Raw genomic sequence first — 22,216 nt, 5'->3', positions numbered from 1 at the left:
CCACGGAGAGGCACCCCCATGATCCCTGATACCCTTCAGGCCCTGCTCGCCGCCGGTGAAGACAGTCGCCGCCAGTTCAAGCGCGACATCACCAATACCGATGCCCTTGCTGCGGAGATGGCGGCATTTGCCAACGCCGATGGAGGTACGCTCTTTCTCGGTGTGTCTGATGACGGTTCCGTGCCCGGTCTGTCGCGCAAGGATGTGAGCCGGATCAATCAGCTCATCAGCAACGCGGCCTCTCAGCACGTGAAGAGCCCGTTGACGGTACAGACCGAGAATATCCAGGTGGACGAAGACCGCATCGTCATTGTGCTCACCGTTCCGAAGGGACAGGATAAGCCATACTTTGATAGGAACGGCGTGATCTGGCTCAAAAACGGAGCCGACAAACGGCGGGTGAACTCCAGGGAAGAACTCCGCCGCCTCTTCCAGAGCGTCGATATCTTCCATGCCGACGAGCTGCCGACCAGAGCAGGCGTCGACAAACTGGACAGGCTGCGCTTCCGCGATTTCCTGCGGGACACCTACAACCAGCCCTATCCGGATTCGCCTGAAGAACTGTTGACGCTCCTGCAGAACATGAACCTTGCCGCGGACGACGGCATGCTGAATCTGGCCGGGGTGCTCCTCTTTGCTGAGAAGCCCGAGTGGATCAAACCGCAGTTCATCATCAAGGCCATCCGCTATCCGGGCAATGCCATCCACGTAAGCGAATACCTCGACACAGAGGATTTTTCCGGGACATTTCCTGAGCTCTTCGAGGGCGCCATGGCCTTTATCATGCGCAACCTGCGGAAGGTCCAGGCAGGTAAAGGAGTCAATGCACCGGGGGTTCCGGAGATCCCGCTGGTAGTCTTTGAGGAACTCCTGGTCAATGCTCTGGTGCACCGGGATTATCTGGTCAGTGCACCGATCCGGCTGTTCATCTTCGATAATCGCATCGAGATCATCAGCCCCGGCCACCTCCCGAACAACCTGACGGTGGAAAAGATCCGGACCGGCAACTCGAATATCAGGAACCCCATCCTGGCATCGTACGTCGCAAAGGGGCTGTTGCCGTACCGCGGCCTCGGTTCCGGCATCAAGCGTGCCCTCGAAGACTGGCCCGAGATCGACTTTGCCGACGACCGGGACGGTTGTCTCTTCACCGCCACGGTTCACCGAAAGGAGGAGAAAGGTTCGGAGAAAGGTTCGGAGAAAGGTTCGGAGAAAGGTTCGGAGAAAAGTTCGGAGAAAATTCTCGCACTCCTGAAGGCCGAACCCAACCTTTCAGCAAGAGTAGTCGCAGAAAGGCTCGAGATCACGCAGAGGGCCGTCGAAAAGCAGATCGCCAACCTGCGTAGAGACGGCCGGCTCCGCCGCATCGGCCCTGCCCGGGGCGGCCGCTGGGAGGTGCTGGAATGACCTTCACCGAATCCTCCACCGTCGAGCAGATGATCCTCGATACCGTCACCCGAAAGCGATCTCTCGCCCGCCCGACCGTCCGGGAAAACCCTCCCGGCTGGAGCGGGTCCCTCAGCGGCGATCTCCGCCCGGCCCACTGGGAGTACGTGCCGGCCGCCGCTCTCCCCCGGCAGTGGGGCGACGTGATGGTGGAGGCATGGCTGCGGGACGCGCTCATTCGCCTCAACCCTGAGATCGCTGCCGGGCCCGACCGGGCAGACGAGGTCATCTACAACCTCCGCGCCATTCTCCTCGCCGTGCAGGCCGACGGCCTCGTGCGGGCAAACGAGAACTTCATGGCCTGGCTCCGGGGCGAGAAGACCATGCCCTTCGGGAAGAACGGGGAGCACGTTCCCGTGCGCCTCGTCGACACAACGAACCCGGCCAATAACCACCTCGTCGTCACCAACCAGTGGACCTACCAGGCCGGCTCGGTTGAGAAGCGGTTCGACGTCGTCTTCGTCGTCAACGGACTCCCGCTGGTCATCGGCGAGGCGAAGACGCCCACCCGGAGCGCCGTGACCTGGTTCGACGGCGCCTACCTGATCAACGAGATCTATGAAAAGCAGGTGCCGGCCATGTTCGTGCCGAACGTCTTCTCCTTCGCCACCGAGGGTAAGGCCTACCGTTACGGCTCGATCAGGATGCCGATCGATCTCTGGGGGCCATGGCGGACGGAGGAGAATGAACCGGAGGGGAGGCTCGCCGATGTCCGCCGGGCGGTCGAGAGCATGCTCCAGCCGGAGGTGGTGCTCGACCTCCTGCAGTACTACACGCTCTTTGCTACCGACAAGAAGCACCGCCGGATCAAAATCATCGCCCGGTACCAGCAGTTCTTCACCGCCAACCAGATCGTGGATCGCGTGGTGAAAGGCTATCCGAAGAAAGGACTCATCTGGCACTTTCAGGGCAGCGGCAAATCACTCCTCATGGTCTTCGCAGCGCAGAAACTCCGCTTGCACCCAAAACTCGCCAACCCCACGGTGATGATCGTCGTCGACCGCATCGACCTCGACACCCAGATCACCGCCACCTTCAACGCCGCCGACGTGCCGAATATGGTGGGCGTAGCCACGCGGCAGGAGTTGCAGACACTTCTCGCGCAGGACGTCAGGAAAGTGCTTATCACCACCGTTCACAAGTTTGCTGAAGCCGACGGAACGTTGAACGAGCGCTCGAACATCATCGTGATGGTGGACGAGGCGCACCGCACGCAGGAGGGTGATCTCGGCCGTAAGATGCGGGAGGCTCTGCCGAACGCATTCCTCTTCGGCCTCACCGGGACACCCATCAACCGTGCCGACCGGAACACGTTCTGGGCATTCGGCGCCGATGAAGACGAGAAGGGCTACATGAGCCGCTACTCGTTCCAGGAATCCATCCGTGATCGGGCCACGCTGCCTCTGCACTTCGAGGCGCCGGAGGTAAGGCTGAAGATCGACAGGGCAGCCATCGACGAAGCATACCACGAGATCACCGGCTCCTTAAACGAACAGGACCGCGATGATCTCGCCAAACGGGCAGCGAAGATGGCCGTCCTGGTGAAGAACCCCGAGCGTGTCCGCGCCGTGGTGAATCACATCGTCAAACACTACCAGGCCAGGGTGGAGCCGAACGGCTTCAAGGCACAGGTGGTGACCTTCGACCGCGAGTGCTGCGTGCTCTACAAGCAGGTGATGGACGAGCTAATCGACCCGGAGGCGAGCGCGATCGTAATGATCAGTCAGGCAGGCGATCCGCCCGAATGGAAGACCCACGCCCGCGATAAAGACGCAGAAGAGAGACTGCTTGACCGCTTCCGCGACCCGGCGGACCCGCTGAAGTTCCTCATCGTCACCAATAAACTGCTGACCGGTTTCGATGCGCCTATCCTGCAGGCGATGTATCTCGACAAGCCGATGAGGGATCACAACCTCCTGCAGGCCATTTGCCGGACAAACCGCACATTCGGCCAAAAAAAGACTCATGGCCTCATCGTGGACTATATCGGCATCTTCGACGACGTGGCAGGGGCGCTTGACTTCGACGAAAAAGTTGTGCAGCAGGTCATCACCAACATCGACGAACTGCGTAAAGCGCTCCCGCTTCAGGTTCAGAAATGCCTCGCGTTCTTCCCCGGAGTGGACCGATCGGTGAGCACCTTCGAGGGACTCATGGCCGCACAACAGTGCCTGCCCAACAACGATCTCCGCGATAGGTTCGCAGCGGAATACTCCGTTCTAAGCACAATCTGGGAAGCACTCTCCCCCGATCCCGTGCTCGGCCCGTACGAGACGGACTTCAGGTGGCTCACGCAGGTCTATGAATCCGTGAAGCCGCCAAGCGGTCACGGCAGGTTGCTGTGGCATGCACTCGGCGCGAAGACGATCGACCTGATCAACCAGAACGTCCATGTTGAGTCGGTGCGGGACGACGTCGAGACGCTGGTGCTGGATGCGCAGGTGCTCCACGAGATCCTCAATGATACCAACCCGGGGAAGAAAGCCCGGGAGATCGAGATCAAACTCGTTGCCCGTCTCCGCAAGCATGCGAACAACCCGGCATTCATCGCGCTGGGCGAGCGATTGGAGAAGATCAGGGAACGCCATGAACAGGGCTTCATCACCAGCCTGGAGTTCCTGAAAGCGATTCTTGAGGTGGCCAGGGATGTTGTCGAGGCCGAACGGGAAGTCGATCCGGAGGCAGAACGCGTTCAGGCCAAAGAAGCGCTCACCGAACTCTTCAACGAGGCAAAGAGCAACGGAACGCACATCATCGTCGAGCGCATCGTGAACGATATCGACGAGATTGTGCGGAAGGTACGTTTCCCGGACTGGCAGCATACCTCACAGGGCGAGCGACTCGTGCAGAAGGAGCTCCGGCGTACTCTGCTCAAGTACAAACTTCATACCGACCAGGAGCTCTTCGATCGGGCCTACGCCTACATTCGGCAGTATTACTAACTTATCGAGCGCTCTGTCGACCAGAATGCCGAAACTGAACGTAATGAGCCCATAGTCCTAGAAGACAGTGAGCTCCCTTACCTATTTACCAGAGGTTTTTAACGGAGTAAAGCAGTCTTTTTGCTCAAACTCATAGATGTAACTCCAGGGCATTGAACCTCAGAACAGAAATGCTGCTAAGGGGATTCGAACCCCTGTCGTCGGCGTGAAAGGCCGACATGATTGGCCTCTACACTATAGCAGCATGCACAGTGTGCCATACAACTTCGACACCGCAAGATAAAAAAGTTGCGCCGGAAAAATGGGCCGGCCGCCCGGTGACCGGAACTTCCCGGCCCGGAGACCCGGGCTCCCTCACGCGTCGATCGGGGAGCCTTCCTTCTGGGTGACGGTCTTGAAGGCCGCCATCAGCTGCCGGCTGATGGGGCCGGGCTTGCCGTTCCCGATGACCCGGCCGTCGATCTCGCGGATCGGCCCGACTTCCGCCGCCGTTCCCGTGACGAAGACCTCGTCGGCCGTGTAGAGGTCGAAGTAGCCCAGGTTCCGCTCGAGGAGGGTGATGCCCATCGACTCCGCGATCTCGAGCACGACCGCCCGCGTGATGCCGCGCAGGTTGTTTAAGGTCGGCGGGGTGATGATGGCGCCGTCCTTGACGACGAAGATGTTGTCCCCGGAGCCCTCGGCGATGTAGCCCTTGGTGTCGAAGAAGATCGCCTCGTCGACGCCGCGGTAGTTCGCCTCGATCTTCGCGAGGATGTTGTTGAGGTAATTGAGGCTCTTGACGTTCGGCGGCATCGACTCCGGCGGGGTCCGCCTGACCGAGACGCAGACCGCCCGGAGGCCCTTCTCGTAGAGGTCGCCGTACATCGCGCCCCACGAGACGGCGATGACGATGACGGTCGGCTTCGCGCACTTCCGGGGGTCGAGGCCGAGGTCGCCCTTGCCCCTCGTCACGATCGGGCGGATGTAGGCGTCCCGGAGGTTATTCTTCCGCAGGGTCTCCTTGATCGCCTCGGCCATCTCCTCCTTCGCGATCGGGACGGCGAGGTCGATCGCCTTCGCCGAGTCGTAGAGCCGTGCGATGTGCTCGTCGAGACGGAAGACCCTTCCGTTGTAGGCGCGTATCCCCTCGAAAACGCCGTCGCCGTAGAGGAGACCGTGGTCGAAGACCGAGACCTTCGCCTCCTCTTCGGGGACGTATCTGCCGTCAAGGTAGATGATCATAGTACAAGAATGGGCCCGGTTCGTTTGTATGTTTTGCGCTTCATGCTGCCGGACCGCCCCGGCACCCCGGTCGCCGCCTGAGAGAAGAGGAGGGCCGGGACCGCTCAGTCCCGGCAGGAGCCGACGAAGTGCGCGAGCATCCCTCTGCTCGTCACCGGGTGGAGGTGCGTGTAACTCCCGATCGTCCGGTCCCGGACCGCACCATCAAACCCTCCCCGGATCCCGCTCCCCCGGCTGAGCCGGTAGGCGAACCGGGTCTCCGGCGCGAGGTCGACGCTGCTGTAGTGGAACTCGTGCCCTTTGAACGCCGCCTCGCCCATGGGGCTTCCTGCCGCGCTCGTCCCGACGACGTAGCCGAGCATCCGCCGCCCCGGCATCCTTGTCTCGCCAGCAAAGACCCCGGCGAGGTCGTAGGCCTTCTCCACGTCCGCGTCCATAAACCCCCGGGCGAGGACCATCCGCTCCGTGAGGTAGATGAGCCCACCGCACTCCGCGTAGATGGGGGTGCCGTTCCGGGAGGCCTCGAAGAGCCCTTCCCGCATCGCGGTGTTCGCCGCGAGTTCACGCCCGAAGAGCTCCGGGTAGCCGCCGCCGAGGATGTAGCCGTCGGCCTCCGGGAGCCGGTCGTGGACCGGGGAGAACGGCACCACCCGGGCACCGCACGACGCTAAAACGTCGAAGAGATCGGCGTAATAGAAGTTGAATGCCTCGTCGAGCGCGACGCCGATCCGGACGTCCGGCTCGACCGCCGCATATATGATATTCTCCTCCGCCGGCGGCTCGGCCTCTTTCGCGAGGGCGAGCAGGGCATCCAGGTCGACGTGCTCCCCGATCATCCGCTTCACCGTCTCGATCCGCGCGAGGAACTCCCCGTGCCCCTGCCCTTCCCGGTAGGGGACGAGGCCGAGGTGGCGCATGGCGAGTTCCATCTCCGCCGTCCGGGGGATGGCGCCGACGACGGGGATCCCGCAGTAGTGCTCGATCGCACGGACCGCCTTCTCCTGGTGGCGGGTCCCGGTGACGTTGTTCAAGACGACCCCCCGGATATCGACATCCGGGTCGAAGGCCAAAAAGCCCTTCACGATCGCCGCCGCGCTCCGGGTGATGCTCCGGGCGTTGATGACGAGGACCACCGGCAGGTCGAGCTGTTTGGCGATCGCGGCCGTGCTCCCGAGATCCGTGAGGGCCTCCGCGCCCTCGAAGAGCCCCCGGACTCCTTCGACGACGGCGACATCCGCTCCCCGGCAGCCGTGCGCAAAGATCGCCCGGACCTCGCCCGGGCTCATCACGTAGCCGTCCAGGTTCCGGCAGGGCCGGCCCGTCACCCCCGCAAGGTAGGAGGGGTCGATGTAGTCCATCCCGACCTTGAAGGTCTGGACGGTCCGGTCGGCCGAGAGGAGGGCCGAGAGCGCGAGCGTGATGCTCGTCTTCCCGCTCCCGGAGCGGTCGCCGGCGATGAGGAAGGACTTCATCGCATGCTCCGGAGGACCGCCCCGAACTCGCTCTCGACGATATCCCGGACCCCGAGGGTCTTCGGGTGCAGGTCGATCTCGACCATGACGTGCCGGTGCCCTATCTCCCGCAGGGGCTCTACCTGCCGGGGCCCGTTCGTGATCGAGAAGACCTCGATGCCCTCGGTATACTCCGGCGGGACGGCGTGCGGCACCCCGACGATGAGGGCGAAGTCGGGGTCGATCTCCCGGAGTCGCTCCCCGATCGCGGTCCCGTTCGCCCCGTACTCGTCGAGCGCCCCGAGGAGTTCGGGGTCGACTTCTTTCTCTCGCATCCCCGCGAGGATCCGGTCGGCGTCTGCCCGGACCTTCGGGAGGCCCCGGTCCTCGAGGTTTGCGATGTAGGTGACCGCGGCGTCCGGGCAGGCGTCGTGGAGGCCGATGAGTTCGTCGGCGAACATATACGCGGTCTCCTTCTTCGCGTTCATGACGGCAACGCCCGTCGCGCCGGAGTCGGCGAGTTCCACCAGACGTTCTGCCGCGAGGTGCTTGAGGTCGCCACGAGAGGGCTCGATGTAGGTCCGGGATGCCGCCCCGCGGAGCCGTTCCACCTCGTTGGCCTTGCCGAGGAGGTAGCGCTGCCGTTCCAGTTCGCCGGCGCTGATCCAGCCTGCCGCTGCCGCGGGCTCAAGCGTCGCGAGCACCCCGTCGATGTTCTCGCGGAACCCGGCGTGAATGTCCACGGCGATCGCGGGCGTCGCGACCCCTGCGTCGAGGATCGCGGACTGGAGGTCTTCGCCGATGATCATCGAGACGCACGTCCCGACGACCGCCATCCGCCGGGGTGAGAACTCCTTCTCCGCGTAGCGGAGCACCCGCATCAGCGGGTCGTGCCCGCCGAAGATGAACTCGTTGTCGGCGAGCGATGTCGTCAGCACCCGCATGCCGTCCTCCTCGAGGAGCCGGGCGTGCTTGAACGAGCAGCCCGACGGGCCGTGGAGGATCGCCACGTCCACCCCCAGGTCGCGGGCGGTATACAGCGCCGCGACGATTGAACTCGGTCTTGGTTGAATGTAATCCATGGTTATCTCCACGTCTTTACCGCGAGGACGATCGCCCCCGCCGGGGTGATCCTCCGGGCGGCATCGAGGCCCGCCTCAAGCGTCGTGGCGGCCTGCCCCTCCCCGACGTAGACGGTCGCTGTCGGCCCGACGGCCGTCACCGTCCGCCGGATATCCTCGGTCGAGAACCCCTCGCAGATTGCCCGCGCCTCCTCGCCGATGACGAGCGTCAGGGGAGCGCCGCCGGCAAGTTCCCGCGCGTAGCGGGCGGCCTCGATAGTGGTCGCCGCATTCGTCCCGCTGTTCGCGTTATCGAGGATCAGGAGACCCCCCTCCCACCGGGCCGCCATCCGGCCGGGCAGGGCGGAAAACCGCCCGAGGGGAGAAGGATCGATCCCGAGGAGGCAGGCGGTCGCCGCCGCAAGCGCGAGCGGCGTCCGGTAGCCCGCAAGGGTGCAGAGGGGGTTCGTGAACGTGCCGGCAACCCCGAACCCGGCATACCGGCAGACCCTTCCCTCGAAGGAGACGACCTCATCGGCCATGACTCCTCCCGGGAGATCGATCCCGTCCGGGAGGACGATCCTCCGCGCCCGGGAGAGCAGCCGGCATTTCTCCGTGATCGCGTGTTTCTTCCCCGCCGCGACCGGGTAGTCCTCTGGTGAGGTCAGCACCGCCACGTCTCCGGCGCCGGTGACGCCGAGCGACTCCTCCGCGACCAGCCAGCCGCCGATCCGTTCCGCCTCGCGGACTGCCGCTATCAGGGAGGCGGGCGTGATGCTCCTCTTCCAGAGGCGTTCCCGCTCCGGGTAGCGGTATGTCCCGGTCGATGTGTGGAGGATCCCCGGCCCCGGCAGCAGCGCTGCGAGGGCGTGGGCGGTGGTGGTCTTCCCCCTCGCCCCGGTGATCTCGATGAACGGGTGCGGCAACCGTTCGTCGAGGACCCACTTCACCGCCTCGTGGTGCGAGACCGCGGGCCCGTGCCGCCGGAGGAGGAGATGGTCCGGGTCGAGGTGGACCGGCGCGGTGACGAGGTCGTAGGTGCGGACGAGCGCCTCTTCGAGGGAGATGCCGGTCTTCCCGCGGTAGACGTCCACCTCGTCTGCCTCGTGGCCGGCATCCCGGAGTGCCGCGGCGAGGTCGGCCCCGCCATGAATGGTATCCAGCACCAGGACTCGCATCGTCCTCAGGGCTTCAGTTCGGCGATCGCGTCGGACGCGTTCTTCAGCATCAGTTCGGCAAGGAGCGGGTCGCTGCCGATGGGATTTGCGTAGACGAGCGGCACCGTCTTCCCGTTCAACTGAAATTCGCCTTTCCGGACACCTGCCGGGAGGCCGAGGATCTCGGGGATGTCCTGGTTGATGTGGACGCCTTTTGCGAGGAAGAGCGGGACGACGACGAGCATGTCGATATCCTCGCTCCGGAACGCCTTGAGCTGCTCCTCCACTGTCGGTGTGTTCAGGCTCATGAAGCCGGGTTTGACGAGGTACATGTCGGTCTGCTCGGCGATGATCCCCGCGGTGGTCTCGATCAGTTCCTTGTTGTAGGGAAGTTTGCTCCCGTGGCCGACCAGTAACATTCCAATTCTACCCATATGTTACAAGGTACTACGGGAGCATATTAAAATAATTACCTATTCTTTTTATGGCCCTGTTTCCAACCCTCTACTGGATGGCAAACTTCGAACGGGAGATCACCTCCTGCCTCAACCGGTTCTTCGCTCACCGGAAGACACAGGGGTTCGCCTACCGGCTCAAGCAGAGCAAATTCAACACCCAGTATGTCGACGTCCTGGTCGATTCTCTCGACCCCCGCTACTACCTGGCCATCGAGTGCAAGTCAATATCGGGTAAGAAGATCTACTTCTCCCAGCACTTTCACTCCGACAAGAACCATGTCCATCAGGTCGACTCGATCACCGACTTCATCAGGAAGACGGGCCGGCGGGGGTTCCTTGCCGTCGAGTTTCGGTTCGGCGCAGGGAGGGCGAAGGAGGCATACCTCATGCCCTGGGAGACCCTGCTCGGCTACTACGGGAACGTGCCCGGCATCCCGATCGATGATTTTCGGCTCTGCTGCACCCTCGACCGAGCCGATGAGGAGTACGACCTCCCGGGACTTGATACAAATCAATATCCTCTCTCACCACCAACGGATAGAGAAGTATGATGGAAGCATATGATCGTTTTGAGCTCCTCATAAACGATCGGGTTGTAAAGACACCGGTAGCGATAGCATCCATGGCCGGGATCGTGGATGCGGCCTACGTGCTTGAGCGGGCGGCTCATGTCGGAACCGCCTTCATCGGCGGCTACTCCATCGACGACCTCACCCTTGATGCAAGCCGGCGGATGGCGGCGGGGGGCCGCAAAGAGTTCGTGTACGATGATCCTTTAAAAGCGCTGGAAAAGGAGATTGACGCTTTAAAAGAGAGCGACGTTGTGACCGGCATCAACCTCCGCGGGAGCACCCCTGCCGCCTACGCGGAGGTCGCTGCAGCGTTCGAGGACCGCGTGGTCTATGAGATTGACGCCCACTGCCGGCAGCCGCCGATGATCGAGGCCGGGTGCGGCGAGTACCTCCTCCACCACCCGGTGGACCTCGTCGCGATCGTCCGGGCCTTAAAGGCGGAGGGTGTGACCGTCTCGGTGAAGGTGCGGGCCGGTATCGCGGGAAACGATGCGGGCCTCGCCCGCGCCGTCTGGAAGGCAGGGGCGGATATCCTCCATGTGGACCTGATGGACTTTGGGCACAACAAGGTCCGCCAGATCCGCAACGCCTCACCCATGATGCTGATCGCAAACAACTCCATCAACACCTTCGATAAGGCGATGGATGCCTTCTCCCACGGTGCGGACCTCGTCTCGCTCGCCCGGAAGTCCGATCCCTGGACGCTTGCCGGGCTCGATGCCGCCATCAGCCGGGCCGCCGAAGAGGGCGGTTGGTACAACGCCCCGAAACAGATCTGCCGCGGCGGCGATATCAGGGGGCTCGCCTTCTGCTGCATGCCGGTGAAGGCCTGCCCGCTCATCCCGACTCTCGATAAACTCGGAATCTCCCGGAACGAGTACCTGACACTCAAACAGGAGGCAGTGAAGGGAACGCCGCTTGAGGACGGGAGGAGCACCTGTTTCGGGAGCCTCGCCTGGTGCTGCAAGATCAGTTCCCCCTGCATGTTCCGGAATATGACGCTCGAGAGCAGAGGCCTCTCGGCGCGGGAGTACATGCGATGCAAGCACCGCCTCTCTGAAAAGATAATGAACAGGATATTCGATGAGAGCAAGACCGTCGATGAGTCGTGCTGAACGGGCACAGATGGCGATGATGCTCGAGGTCTGCGCCTACCCGAAGCCCGGGAACGTGGACCGGTGCCATGACTATAGCGATACCCGTCTCGAACATTTCCTTGCCTCGACGATCTTCGCGCGGCCCGCCTTTGATGCGGCCGAGCGGACCGGCGGCAGGGTCGGCAGCCTGATCCGGGAGGCGGTCATGCTCACGAACAATCATTCCGGGGGAAACACCCACTTCGGGGCGTTCATCCTTCTCTTCCCGCTCATCCTCGGGGGAGATATCGAGGGTGCCCGGCGGATCGTCGCCGGGACCGACGTTGCGGACGCGATCGAGTTCTATGCGGCGTTCGGCCTCACGGAGGTCCGTATGGGGAAGAGCGACGATCTGGACGTCAACGACCCCACCTCGGTCGCCGCGATCCGGGAGCGGGGGATGACGCTTGCCGATATCATGGCCTACTCGGCGAACCGGGACATGGTCGCCCGGGAGTGGACGAACGGATTTGCCCTGACGCGCCGGTGCGCGGACCTGCTCCATGAGCACGGGCCCGGGCGGCAGGCGATCGTTGCGGCGTTCCTCGACCTCCTCGCGACGGAACCCGATACCTTCATCGCGAAGAAGCATGGAGACACGGTCGCCGAGCAGACGATGCGCTGCGCGGCCGGAGTGCTCAGGGGAGAACATGACCTTGCCGCCTTTGACGCGGAGTGCGTCCGGGACGGGATCAACCCTGGCTCGATCGCCGATATCACCATCGCGGGGCTTTACGTGGCGCTCGGGGAGGGATGGCAGTGGGACTCCTGACCGAGGGGATCAACGAGGTCATCGCGACCACCGACTGCAACGCCGCCCCGATGGGGATCATCAACCGTGGCGGCTCGTTGCATATGGTCCTCTTCCGGGGGAGCCATACGGCCCGGAACATCGCCCGAGAACGTTCGGTAGTGGCAAACTTCGTCTTTGACCCGGTAGTCTATGTCCGGACCGCCTTTGAGGACCTCCCCGAGGAGAACTTCGTCCGGGAGGAGGTCGACGGCCGGATTATCTGCCGTCTCCGCGACGTGGAGGCCTGGGCTGCGTTTGCCGCCGACGTGGAGCGGTCGAGTACCGAGGCTATCATCGTCCGGCTCATTCCCTTCCACGAGGAGGTGCTCAGGCTCCGGCTGCACCCGGTGAACCGGGGGTTTGCAAGCATCGTAGACGCAACGGTTCATGCCACCCGCTACGTCAGGAACCACGACCCCTGGCTCGGGCGACTGATCGAGCATCACGCCGGCCTTGTCCGGAAATGCGGCGGCCAGCGGGAGTGGGAGGCGCTCGACCTCCTCGAGCGGTATATCGCCGACCTTACCCGGGAGTGACGGTCTTCGTCCGGCATGACCGGTCCTCTGAAGCCCGGATATCCCTTCCCCTGGGCAGCCGGTCATCCGGCCCGGAACCGGGGGAAGGTACCTTCTCAGTTTTCATATTTTTGAGGATATAATAATCAATATATACGATAACATACCACGAAGAGCCCCTGGAAGGAGGTAACCCCGTATGGCGAAGATCCTTGATACCTTGAAGAATGATGGAAGGTTCACCCGGCTCGTCGAGATCATTCAGACCCTCGGCGAAGATACGGCGCTGCAGGGCGAAGGGCCCATGACGTTCTTTGCCCCGGTCGATTCGGCATGGGACGCGATCCCCGAGTCGAACCGGGCGATGATCTTAAACGACAAACAGATGCTCTCCCACCTCATCGACTTCTTCACAATCGGCAATCATAAATGCACGCTCGACGCGCTGCTCTCAAAGAACGTCGTGCAGACGGTCGAAGGCAATCCCATCATGGTCAGGAAGACCGACCAGGGAACGCAGGTGGACGAGGCCATCGTGCTCGAGGGGAACATCGAGGCGGAGAACGGGATCATCCACGTCCTTGACGGCGTTCCCTTCGTGACGCTCTCCCAGGCTTTCGAGGCCTACACGGCAGCGAGCCAGTGAGCCCGGGTTCGGGGCGCTCCCGGAGGATCAAGCGTGAAGAGCATATTTGAGACAGCCCGGGAAGACAGCCGGTTAAGCACTTCTGTTCGGATGGTGCAGGTCGGAGGGATAGCGGAGACCCTTCAGGGAGAGGGCGAGTATACGGCCTTCTTCCCGATCGAAGAGGCGTATTCCGAGTTCCCCTGGACGATGCTGGACGCTATCATGGGGGACCGGGAGAGGCTCACGGGTATGATCAGGTACCACGTTGTCCAGGGCAAACTCACCGTGCATGAGCTCGCACAGCTGGAGGCTATCGAGACTCTCCAGGGAGATTTCCTGGATATAACGGGGCCCATCACGGCGTTGCAGTTAAACGACGCCACCGTAATCCAGCCCGACATCGAGTGCACAAACGGCATCTACCACATCGTCGATAGGGTGCTCCTGCCGCGAGCGGTCGAGGCACGGGTCAAAAGGCTGGTGTGAGCCGGGGGAGATCACGCCCGTCGCGGAACCATCCGCACTTATATATACTCCCGCCGAAAGTTGGTCCGCATGAAGAGCATCCTCGCAACCCTGCAGGAATCCGGGTCGTTTGCCACGTTTCTCGACCTCATACAGGCAGCCGGCATGGAAGAGCGGTTGAGCACCGGAGGGCCGTATACGATCTTTGCCCCGGACGACGATGCGCTTCGGGTGATACCCCGGTCGGAATTTGACGCGATTCGGGGGGACGCCGACCGGCTCGTCGATGTTTTGAACTACCATATCGTCCCGGGGGTGCACTCCATGATAGACCTCCTCGGCATACGGACCCTGCGGTCGCTCCAGGGAGGGGACCTGACCGTTGACATTGCCCCGGAGGGGGTGGTGGTCAACAACGTGCCGCTCGTGGAGTCCGATGCGTGGTGCACAAACGGCATCTGTCACGCGATCTACACCCTGCTCCTGCCGCCCGTCGTCAGGGCAGCTGCTCCGTAAGGCTGGACCCCGTGAGAACGTTTAAATATCCCGGCGCACGACTGGGGCAGGTGGAGAGAGCAGTATGAAGAACATCATCGAAACCCTGGAAGACTCCGAGGGCCTCAGCGTCTTCCTCGAGCTGGTCCGAATTGCGGGCATGGAGCCGATGCTCCGGGAGCAGGGGCCGTTCACGGTCTTTGTCCCGACGAACGAGGCATTCTCAAGGGTCCCGCAAGCGCGGATGGACGAAATCCGGCAGGATCCGGATAAACTTCTCCTGATCGTGAGTTACCACGTCGTGCCGGGACACCTCACCTCGGAGGATCTCCGGAACATTGCCGCCATCAGGTCGAGCCTCGGGACGGACCTCGTCTTCCGGTCATCGGATAGGGGCATCACCGTCAACAGCGTCCCGCTTGTCGAGACCGACGCGGTCTGCACGAACGGCATCTGCCACGCGATCGCATCAGCGCTCGTCCCGCCGACGATCGAGATCGTCACGCCCTGACCGGATCTTGCTCTTCCGGCCGGCGGAACCGCCCGTCATGGCGGGCAATCCCGACGGCGGCGAGAGCGCTCTTTTCTTTATCCTTGATCTCGAGCATGATGTCCATATCCGCCGGTCCGGTCCGGCTGAGGAACTCCGCGAAATCGGCAGCGTCAAGGCTCTCTGTGTGCCGGCCCCGCCGTCCGCCGGGCATCGCGGTGCTGTAGTCGACCATCAGGATGCCGTCGGGCGACCGCCAGGTCGCGCCGGATCGCTCGACCGCCTCTGCCACCCCTTCTCCGGAGGGGTTGACGGTATGGTGGAAGAAGTCAAAGAGCACGGGAATGCCGGTCTCGTCGTGGATGCGGAGGCAGTCGGCAAGGGTGTAGCGGGAGTCGTCGTTCTCGACGACAAGCCGGCGGAGGATGCTCTCGTCAAGATGGGCGTATTCGCGGCAGAACCGCTCCATCGCGGCCTCCTTATCGCCGTAGACGCCGCCGACGTGGATCTGGATCTTTGCCGTTGCATCGAGGTGCAGGGCGTCGAGGACTCTGGCGTGGTAGCGGAGCTCCGCGACGCTCCGGCCGATGATCTCCGGGTCTTTTGCGTTGATGATGACGAACTGGTCGGGGTGCATCGAGATCCGCATCCCGTGGTCGGTGATGAACCGGCCGAGCGCCATAAACTCGCCGGCGAAGATCTCCTCCCACGGGGCGGTGCAGACCGGGTGCGACCCGAACGGGACGAGGTCGGAGGTGATCCTGAAGAAGAGGAGGTCCGATGCGAGGTTGAAGCGGAGGATCGCGTCAAGACAGCGGAGGTTTTCCCGGACGGTCGTTATCAGCCGCTCGTCGGAGTAGGAGGCGAGCCGGAACGTGCGGCCGCTGGAGCAGCCGATGCTCCGGTTGATGCACGGGTAGCCGATCTTCATCCCTTCAGGGGTGGCGCCCGCCCGGCATCAATCTTACCGGCAGGTGTAGGTACTCCCACTCTCGGCGACGAACCCTTCCCGGGCGAGGTCGGCGAGGATCCGCTTCACCCGTTCGGGCTCTTCCCCGGTCCGGGCGGCCGCTTCCGTCTCCGTGACCGAACCCTCCTCGAGGACGAGGGCGAGGAGCCTTCCGCGCACCTGCCGGTCGGAGCCCTCGAATCTGCTCTGCCGGGAGTATGATGCGCTCCGCCGGTTGGGATTCGCCGTCCGCTTCTTCAAGACCGTTCCGTAATCCATCAGGGCGCTATACCACTCCCGCGGGTTCTCGCGGTAAAGGGCCCGCTCCACGAGCGGGAGGATCTCGTCGTCCCTGACCCCCTCGCGGTCCTGGAAGAAGAAGTGGATGAAGACCCGGCGGATGTTCGTCTCGATGTAGACGACCGGCGTGTTGAAGGCGTATGCGCAGATGGCCGCCGCGGTCGCCTTCCCGATGCCGGGGAAGGTCGCGAGCGTCTCGACGTCGGCGGGGAGCCGGCCGCCGTACTCCTCGACGACCCGCTGTGCAGTCCTCTGGAGCGCGAGCGCCCGGCGATTGTAGCCCATGCCCTGCCAGGCGAGGAGGACCTCGCTTCTGGGGGCACCGGCAAGGCTCCCGAAGTCCGGGAACTGTTCGAGAAACTCGCGGTACTTCACGGCGACCCGCTCGACCTGCGTCTGCTGGAGCATGATCTCGGAGACCAGGATCCGGTAGGGGTCGGTGGTGCGCCGCCAGGGGAGGTCGCGGCCGTGGGTGCGGAAGTGCGAGAGGATGAGGTCGCGAAAGAGGCGGACGGCCTCCGGGGTGGGCCCGTGCTCGCGGGTCTCTGCGAGGATTCGCCGTTCGAGGTCGTTCTGGTCGGGGTCGAGGCTGCCGATCACACCATCTGGTTTGTCTGACAGGGGGAAATAGGTTGGGCGGGGGGTGTGGGCCTCTTGAATTGCGTGGGTTGTGTTTATGCCATTGCAACACCTGGCACGGATTTCCATCGGACTATGCACCTGCCGGTGCTCGAGCTCCGTTCCTCGAAGCCTGATGGCTTCTCAAACTCCTGTCCTACGGACAGTCGTCCCTACCGGAACGTCGCCTATCGCCACGCACTGCCCCTGCCCCCTGGGGCTGGGAACGACTGCCGGAACGGCAGGAATTGGAGCACCGCAGGTGCGACTGAGGAGGCCGGAGGCCGGGCGGGGTGGGGTTGACGAGAAGTGCGGATTAGGGTGGGGTTGAGACAGGGGAGGGGGAGACCCCCTCGCACCTAACGGTGCTCAAGCTCGCTTCGCTCGCACTCCGCACCCTTCGGGTGCTCGAGCTCCGGGCGTTCCGCCCATCGCACTCCCCGTCAGCCCCACTTCGCACCTTCGGTGCTCGAACTCCGCTCCTGCGGAGCGTCGTTCCCCCCGTGGCGATAGCCATCACGGTCCACTATATCAGGACACGTGGGGAGAAAATCTGCTGAAAACCTCTGAACGGCTCAAAATATTGGGAGATTGCTTTTTCGGAATTTCTTCACTCTATCTGCGCCCGCATCACCGTGAGCCGGACCCCTTCCGCCTCCCCATCAAGGGAGAACGTCCGCATCTCCCCGTGGGTCCGGCAGAACTCCTGGAGGTCGAGCATGTGCTCGAGCCCCGCCGCCGCCGTCTCGTCTCCGACGAGGTCGAGCGGAGGCTCGAGCAGCGGCCGGGGGAGGAAGACGACGCACTTCGCCCGGCTCCGGGTCAACGAGACGTTCAGGCGGTTCCTGCTGTAGATGAACTCCGCCTCCGCGAGGGCGGTCTCGACGTCGCTCACGCCGTAGCTGACGATGACCGCCTCCGCCTCCTGGCCCTGCATCTTATCGACGGTATCGACGAACGGCCGGGACTCCCAGGCCCGCTCGCGGGCGAGGCTCTCCTGGACGGCGCCGATCTGGGCGTGGTGCGGGCTGACGATGAAGAGGCCGTGCTGCCAGAAGCGGGCGTCGCCGTCGCCCCCCGCAGGGTAGGGCCGGCCCGTGTCGGGGTCGATGAGCCGCTCCCGGAGGGTGCAGGCGAGCCGGGCGGCGAGCCCCGCCTCGATCCGGTTCTCAACTGTCGTCCGGACGTTCTCGAGGACGCAGAGGACCAGGGGATAGGCCGGGTCGAGGACCCACTCTATGTACTCCTCCGCCGCCCCCTCCGCGAGGGCGATATGCCGGCCGCCGACCGCATCGGTCGCCGGGGCGTATCCGGGCCCGTAGAGGGTCTCGGCCGCGAACCGCGAGAGGGTCCGGTTCATCCGCCAGTTCTCCTGGAGCTGGCAGGTGTAGGCCGGCCGGACGGCATCGTCGCGGTGGCGGAGGTAGGCAAAGATCGAGTCCTCGAGGCCGGGGAGGCCGTCCTCCGGCGGGGGGTAGGCCCCCTGGACGACCGGGGGGAGCTGCAGGTCGTCCCCGGCAAGGACGAGCCTCCCCTCGCGGCCGAGCACCGAGAGGACCATCGCGAGTTCCGCTGGCCGCATCTGCGACGCCTCGTCGACGATCAGGAGGTCAAGAGAGGGGAGGGACTTCTCGAGTTTGCCGAAACTGTGGACAGTCCCCCCAAGAAGGAGCGACGGGCAGCCGACGACGGTATCGGCCCGCTCGTGGGGGAGGGCTTCTAGGCTCCGCTCGCCCCTCGCGGTCCGGGTGCCCTTCAACTTGTAGATCGCAAGATCCGTGTCCAGCCCGAACTCGCCGACGGACTCCTGGACCTTGACGAGCAGGTTCTCGATGGCGGCGTGGGTGAACGCCGTCACCCCGATCCTGACCTGTTCCCCATGCACCCGCCGGGCTTTGACGAGCGAGAGGAGAGCGTTCGCGAGAAAATGCGTCTTTCCGGTCCCCGGCGGCCCCCAGACCAGCGTGAGCCGGTTCTCCAGCACCTGCCGGAACGCCCGCTCCTGGCTCTTCGTGAACCCCGAGTCACGGGCGAGCCGTTCCGCATCGCAGACGACCTCCTCGCGCTCCCTGACCGGGACGGCAAAGCCCCGCGGGTCGCGGAGGAGGCGGATGAACGCGTTCCCCGGCTGAGCGTCGAGGTCGAGGAGGCGCTCGACGGCGCGCTCTACCGTGAAGTCCGTGAACCGGGGGTGCAGCACCGCGAGGTCGCCCTCCTCGAAGGGCGGGAACCCCTGGCCGTAGGTCACCTCGAGGACGAGCCCCCTGACCAGCCCGGCCTTCCGGTCGACGATGCTGTCGCGGACCATCGCAAAGCAGGCCCCGCTCCTGCCGGGGTTCATGCTCGCCCGGTAGCGGGCGTCCTCAAAGGAGAGCTGCGCCTCCCTTCCGGCGTCGTCGTCCCGAACCAGGAGGTAACTGAAGACCTGCGACTGCTCGAAGAGCGCGAGGTCGAGGGGGGCGAGGACCTTCCAGAAGTTCCCCTCGCTCTTCCTGAGAGGGATGCTGATCCCGTCCCGGACCCCGGCGTCCCGCGGCCTGCTCCGCATCTCCTGGACCTTCTGCGCACCCACGGCCGACTCGTACTCCGCGATGAAGAGGAGGCGGGAGATCTCCGGCGTTTCGGCATCCCACGGCCGCGGGAACCGGAAGTTCTCCGCCCAGCGGACGAGGTTGCCTTTCACCCGCTCACGGAGCCCGTCGAGGATGCTGCCTGCCGCGATCAGCCTTCGCGAGACCTCCTGCCGGATCCAGTCCGCAGCCTCCGGCTGGCTCCCGCTCCAGGCCATGATGACGGCATCGCTCTTCATGGCGTTGCTCTGCTCGTTCCAGAAGAGGTCGCCCGCGTTGAGCCGGTAGGCGAAGCGGGAGGAGGGAATGGCCGCGAGGACCTCCGGCATCCGGAGGGTGAACGGGACCGGGAGCGCGAGGAGCCGCCTGATCTCGCGGGTCAGGACGACGAGCGGGAACGGGACCGAGCCTGATGGGTGGGCGGATCCCGTGGCGATGCCGGGGTCCTGGTAGTAGAACCGGAGCCGGAGGGCGTCCTCCGCCGTCGCGGGGTCCTCGATCGCCTTGACGATCAGCCGGGTGAAGAGGTCCTCCTCGTAGGTGTCGTAGACGTAGGTCTGGACCGACTTTTTGTCGGCCCACTCCCGGTCCTGGTTGTACTCATCGACGGCGCTGAGTTCCGCGGCGAGCGCACGGACGAACTCCCGCCGTATGCGGTCGCAGTCGCCCTCGTCTGCCGCGATGAAGATTTCCTCGCGCGATGGGGTCCCATAGACCGCATTGCCCCTGTTTCGCCGGAAGCCGAGGGCGTAGACCCGGCCGGAGACGGGGTCCTTCTGGAGTGTGAGGACAAGCCCGACGTCCTCGAAGATCGGGAGGGCGAGCGACGTCGCGGCGAGGGGGACGACCTCGCCTGTCCGGATCGCCCGGACCGTCTCCCGCAGGCGGTCTCCCCGGCCGGCGAGCGATCCGCAGCCGTCGAGACAGCGGTCGCTCTCGGGATCCGAAAGGAACCCCGCGAGGTCATCGAGCGTGTTGATGGGACGGCCGCCGTTCCACGCGGCCTCCCGGAGGTAACGCCGCCCGACGGAGGAGAGGCCGGGGATCTGCGAGACCGAACCGGTCGTCTCCGCCTCGTGCCGGCAGTGGGGGTAGAACTCGCAGGACTCACACCGCGAGGTGATGTGCCAGGGAACGTCCGCCGCCGGGCCGGCAAAAACGCCCGGGATCCGGTGGCGGAAGAAGTCCTCGATCACCCGGACATTCAGGTGCAGGCGAAACGTTTCCGGCTCGTCCTCGCCGTAGAGCCAGATCCCCGCCCGGTCGAGGTCCACCGGGAGATCGATCCCGAGGAGGGTGAGGGCGTGGTCGAGGATCAGGGCGTAGAGCGTCGCCTGGATCCGGTGGCTGACGCTGAGGTCCTCACTCGCCTTGATGTCGATGACCGAGAGGGCCGGCTCCCCGTCGCTCCCCTCCCCGAACCGGATCAGGTCGGGGCGGCAGGGGGAGAACCGGTGCAGGTCCGGGTTGAGGCCATAGTTCCGGAGAAAGTGGACCGAGACCGGGATGGTAGACTGGTAGAGCACCTCCCCCGGGGTGAGGCGGGGGAGGAGGTTGAAACTCTCCTCGATAGAGAACGACCGCCCGGAGAGTGGCCCCGTCCCGTCCGGGACCCGGACGCGGCCCGTGAGTTTTGTCCGGACCACCTCCTCCTCCCACCGGATGCCCGCCGCGAGGAGGGCCTGCGTCACCGGGCTCCGGTCGGTCGCGACCGCCGGGATGCCGGCCGCTTCCCGCTCCTGCTCGGGAGTCGCGTGGTAGCGGAGGTAGCGCTCGCAGTCGTGGTAGAAGAACCAGCCGATGAGCGACGGACTGAGGTTGAAGCGGGGCATGGAAGAACCCGGGGAAAGCCCCCGTAATGACTCACCTGTTTGTGCCGCCGCGGGAAAATGGTTGGTATTCGGGCTTTTTTGCTATCTGGACGAGATATGGGAAACAGGTCGAGATCCCCGTCAACGAAGAAGATCCTCAACGGCACTGAGGAATGATTCGGCGCGAGAAACGGCGTTTTCTGCCTCCAGTTTTGAGACCGTGCCCGCCATGTCATAGACCACGATATGTCGCCTCCTTCGCATCCGATCAAGAACATCCACCGTTTCAGCGTCGAGGAATTGCCCGGAAAAGCGGACCACCGTGGCATGCTGATTGTTTCCTGCCGGGCGGTAGCCCTTCGAGAACATAAGCGCCCTTGCGGCCTGTAACATGGCGTTATAAGCGATCGTATATGCCCAATCGGCGTTGCTGGTAAGGGCGTTTCTCGCAACCGCTACATCTCTGTGTGCCAGAGCGATAGCGTTCTCCACTGCCTTTGGATCCGGGGGGAGTTTCCGGATCAGCCCCTGTCGCTCCAGGTCTTCACTTTTTGTCAATCAGCATCACCCTTGGTTCATTGAGCACATTCACGACGAACGGATCGCCCTCGGCGATTCTTTGATCCATCTCCTCTCTCGGGAAGAGAACATAGTTTATCTCTCTTCCAAGTGCTGCTTCTGCCTCCCGGACGGCGGCCATCAGGAGGTCTTCATCAACATGCCCGACGACGAAGAGGTCGATGTCGCTTGCCGCACCGGCCTTTCCGCTGGCAAAGGAGCCAAAAATGAAGACGGTATCGACGCCGCCGACGCCAGCGAGGTGTTCTCGTACGACCTTTGCCACTCCTTCGGTCTTGAGGATGATGGCGGTCAACTCGTTGTAGATCGGAAAATCCCTGTTTACCACGTAGTACCGCGCATTACCACGGCGGGTGCTTATCAGGAGGCCGATCTCTTCGAGGTTCGTGAGTTCCCGCCGGACAGCGTTGAGGTTCTCCCCGGTCATCCGCTGCGCCTCTCGCAGGTAGATCTCGCGTTCCGGGTTCAGAAGGAAGAGAGTGAGGAGTTTCACCCGGGTCTTAGAGGGGATGAGCCGTTCGAGCACGAATACATATTGTATACTATCGTATATATA

20 protein-coding genes and 1 tRNA gene are annotated in these 22,216 nt (G+C 63.7%); 10 read left to right on the top strand and 11 right to left on the bottom strand.

Going from position 1 to position 22,216, the window contains the following annotated elements; translation table 11 throughout:
* Nucleotides 1-18: 18 nt before the first annotated feature.
* A complete protein-coding gene (locus BRA49_RS07415) occupies nt 19-1,407 on the top strand; it encodes an RNA-binding domain-containing protein (RefSeq protein ID WP_292384797.1) in 1,389 nt (462 codons plus the stop codon).
* Nucleotides 1,404-4,388, top strand: a complete 2,985-nt coding sequence (locus tag BRA49_RS07410) for a type I restriction endonuclease subunit R (protein ID WP_292384795.1) — start codon at nt 1,404-1,406, stop codon at nt 4,386-4,388. The genes BRA49_RS07415 and BRA49_RS07410 overlap by 4 nt, the downstream gene beginning before the upstream one ends.
* Nucleotides 4,389-4,559: 171 nt before the next feature.
* Here the strand turns inward: BRA49_RS07410 and BRA49_RS07405 are convergent.
* The 6 genes from BRA49_RS07405 to cfbA form a co-directional block, all read right to left on the bottom strand.
* Nucleotides 4,560-4,632, bottom strand: a tRNA-Glu gene (locus tag BRA49_RS07405).
* 110 nt (nt 4,633-4,742) lie between these two features.
* On the bottom strand, nt 4,743-5,612 hold the full coding sequence (gene ilvE / locus BRA49_RS07400) for a branched-chain-amino-acid transaminase (RefSeq protein WP_292384793.1): 870 nt from the start codon (nt 5,610-5,612) through the stop codon (nt 4,743-4,745).
* A 104-nt stretch (nt 5,613-5,716) separates the two neighbouring features.
* Nucleotides 5,717-7,084, bottom strand: a complete 1,368-nt coding sequence (cfbB, locus tag BRA49_RS07395; protein ID WP_292384791.1) for a Ni-sirohydrochlorin a,c-diamide synthase — start codon at nt 7,082-7,084, stop codon at nt 5,717-5,719.
* Complete coding sequence (cfbD, locus tag BRA49_RS07390) at nt 7,081-8,145, bottom strand: Ni-sirohydrochlorin a,c-diamide reductive cyclase catalytic subunit (protein WP_292384790.1); 1,065 nt, start codon at nt 8,143-8,145, stop codon at nt 7,081-7,083. Before cfbD ends, cfbB begins: the two co-directional genes overlap by 4 nt.
* A gap of 2 nt (nt 8,146-8,147) precedes the next feature.
* On the bottom strand, nt 8,148-9,302 hold the full coding sequence (cfbE, locus tag BRA49_RS07385; protein ID WP_292384789.1) for a coenzyme F430 synthase: 1,155 nt from the start codon (nt 9,300-9,302) through the stop codon (nt 8,148-8,150).
* 5 nt (nt 9,303-9,307) lie between these two features.
* Nucleotides 9,308-9,700: a sirohydrochlorin nickelochelatase gene (gene cfbA, locus BRA49_RS07380; RefSeq protein WP_394339111.1), complete on the bottom strand. Its 393-nt coding sequence runs from the start codon at nt 9,698-9,700 to the stop codon at nt 9,308-9,310.
* Between the two features lie 65 nt (nt 9,701-9,765).
* Here cfbA and BRA49_RS07375 point away from each other — a divergent pair, with 65 nt between their 5' ends.
* The 8 genes from BRA49_RS07375 (at nt 9,766) to BRA49_RS07340 (ending at nt 14,854) form a co-directional block, all read left to right on the top strand.
* Nucleotides 9,766-10,290: a Holliday junction resolvase gene (locus BRA49_RS07375; protein WP_292384785.1), complete on the top strand. Its 525-nt coding sequence runs from the start codon at nt 9,766-9,768 to the stop codon at nt 10,288-10,290.
* Complete coding sequence (locus BRA49_RS07370; RefSeq protein WP_292384783.1) at nt 10,287-11,426, top strand: methanogenesis marker 9 domain-containing protein; 1,140 nt, start codon at nt 10,287-10,289, stop codon at nt 11,424-11,426. Before BRA49_RS07375 ends, BRA49_RS07370 begins: the two co-directional genes overlap by 4 nt.
* Nucleotides 11,413-12,219, top strand: a complete 807-nt coding sequence (locus BRA49_RS07365; protein WP_292384782.1) for a triphosphoribosyl-dephospho-CoA synthase — start codon at nt 11,413-11,415, stop codon at nt 12,217-12,219. Before BRA49_RS07370 ends, BRA49_RS07365 begins: the two co-directional genes overlap by 14 nt.
* Entirely contained in the window at nt 12,207-12,776 is a 570-nt protein-coding gene (locus BRA49_RS07360; RefSeq protein ID WP_292385250.1) for a DUF447 domain-containing protein, read from the top strand. The genes BRA49_RS07365 and BRA49_RS07360 overlap by 13 nt, the downstream gene beginning before the upstream one ends.
* Before the next feature lie 178 nt (nt 12,777-12,954).
* On the top strand, nt 12,955-13,401 hold the full coding sequence (locus BRA49_RS07355; protein ID WP_292384780.1) for a fasciclin domain-containing protein: 447 nt from the start codon (nt 12,955-12,957) through the stop codon (nt 13,399-13,401).
* A 33-nt stretch (nt 13,402-13,434) separates the two neighbouring features.
* The gene (locus tag BRA49_RS07350) at nt 13,435-13,869 is read left to right on the top strand and encodes a fasciclin domain-containing protein (RefSeq protein WP_292384779.1); all 435 of its coding nucleotides are present in this window, start codon (nt 13,435-13,437) and stop codon (nt 13,867-13,869) included.
* 69 nt (nt 13,870-13,938) lie between these two features.
* Nucleotides 13,939-14,364, top strand: a complete 426-nt coding sequence (locus BRA49_RS07345; RefSeq protein WP_292384778.1) for a fasciclin domain-containing protein — start codon at nt 13,939-13,941, stop codon at nt 14,362-14,364.
* Nucleotides 14,365-14,428: 64 nt separating this feature from the next.
* Nucleotides 14,429-14,854 (top strand): fasciclin domain-containing protein, encoded by a 426-nt coding sequence (locus BRA49_RS07340; protein WP_292384776.1) that lies wholly within the window; start codon nt 14,429-14,431, stop codon nt 14,852-14,854.
* Here BRA49_RS07340 and uvsE read toward each other — a convergent pair.
* From uvsE to BRA49_RS07315, 5 genes are all read right to left on the bottom strand, one after another.
* Complete coding sequence (uvsE, locus tag BRA49_RS07335; protein WP_292384774.1) at nt 14,844-15,764, bottom strand: UV DNA damage repair endonuclease UvsE; 921 nt, start codon at nt 15,762-15,764, stop codon at nt 14,844-14,846. The two genes, BRA49_RS07340 and uvsE, sit on opposite strands and share 11 nt — an antisense overlap.
* Nucleotides 15,765-15,797: 33 nt before the next feature.
* The gene (locus tag BRA49_RS07330) at nt 15,798-16,682 is read right to left on the bottom strand and encodes an A/G-specific adenine glycosylase (protein WP_292384771.1); all 885 of its coding nucleotides are present in this window, start codon (nt 16,680-16,682) and stop codon (nt 15,798-15,800) included.
* 628 nt (nt 16,683-17,310) lie between these two features.
* Complete coding sequence (locus tag BRA49_RS07325) at nt 17,311-21,102, bottom strand: bifunctional RecB family nuclease/DEAD/DEAH box helicase (protein ID WP_292384769.1); 3,792 nt, start codon at nt 21,100-21,102, stop codon at nt 17,311-17,313.
* A 120-nt stretch (nt 21,103-21,222) separates the two neighbouring features.
* On the bottom strand, nt 21,223-21,639 hold the full coding sequence (locus BRA49_RS07320; RefSeq protein WP_292384768.1) for a HEPN domain-containing protein: 417 nt from the start codon (nt 21,637-21,639) through the stop codon (nt 21,223-21,225).
* Nucleotides 21,626-22,186 (bottom strand): nucleotidyltransferase domain-containing protein, encoded by a 561-nt coding sequence (locus BRA49_RS07315; RefSeq protein ID WP_292384766.1) that lies wholly within the window; start codon nt 22,184-22,186, stop codon nt 21,626-21,628. The genes BRA49_RS07320 and BRA49_RS07315 overlap by 14 nt, the downstream gene beginning before the upstream one ends.
* Nucleotides 22,187-22,216 lie beyond the last annotated feature (30 nt).

This window comes from Methanoculleus sp. UBA430 (genome assembly GCF_002506585.1).
Taxonomy (GTDB): domain Archaea; phylum Halobacteriota; class Methanomicrobia; order Methanomicrobiales; family Methanoculleaceae; genus Methanoculleus.
This window is presented reverse-complemented; position numbering and strand designations above follow the sequence as displayed.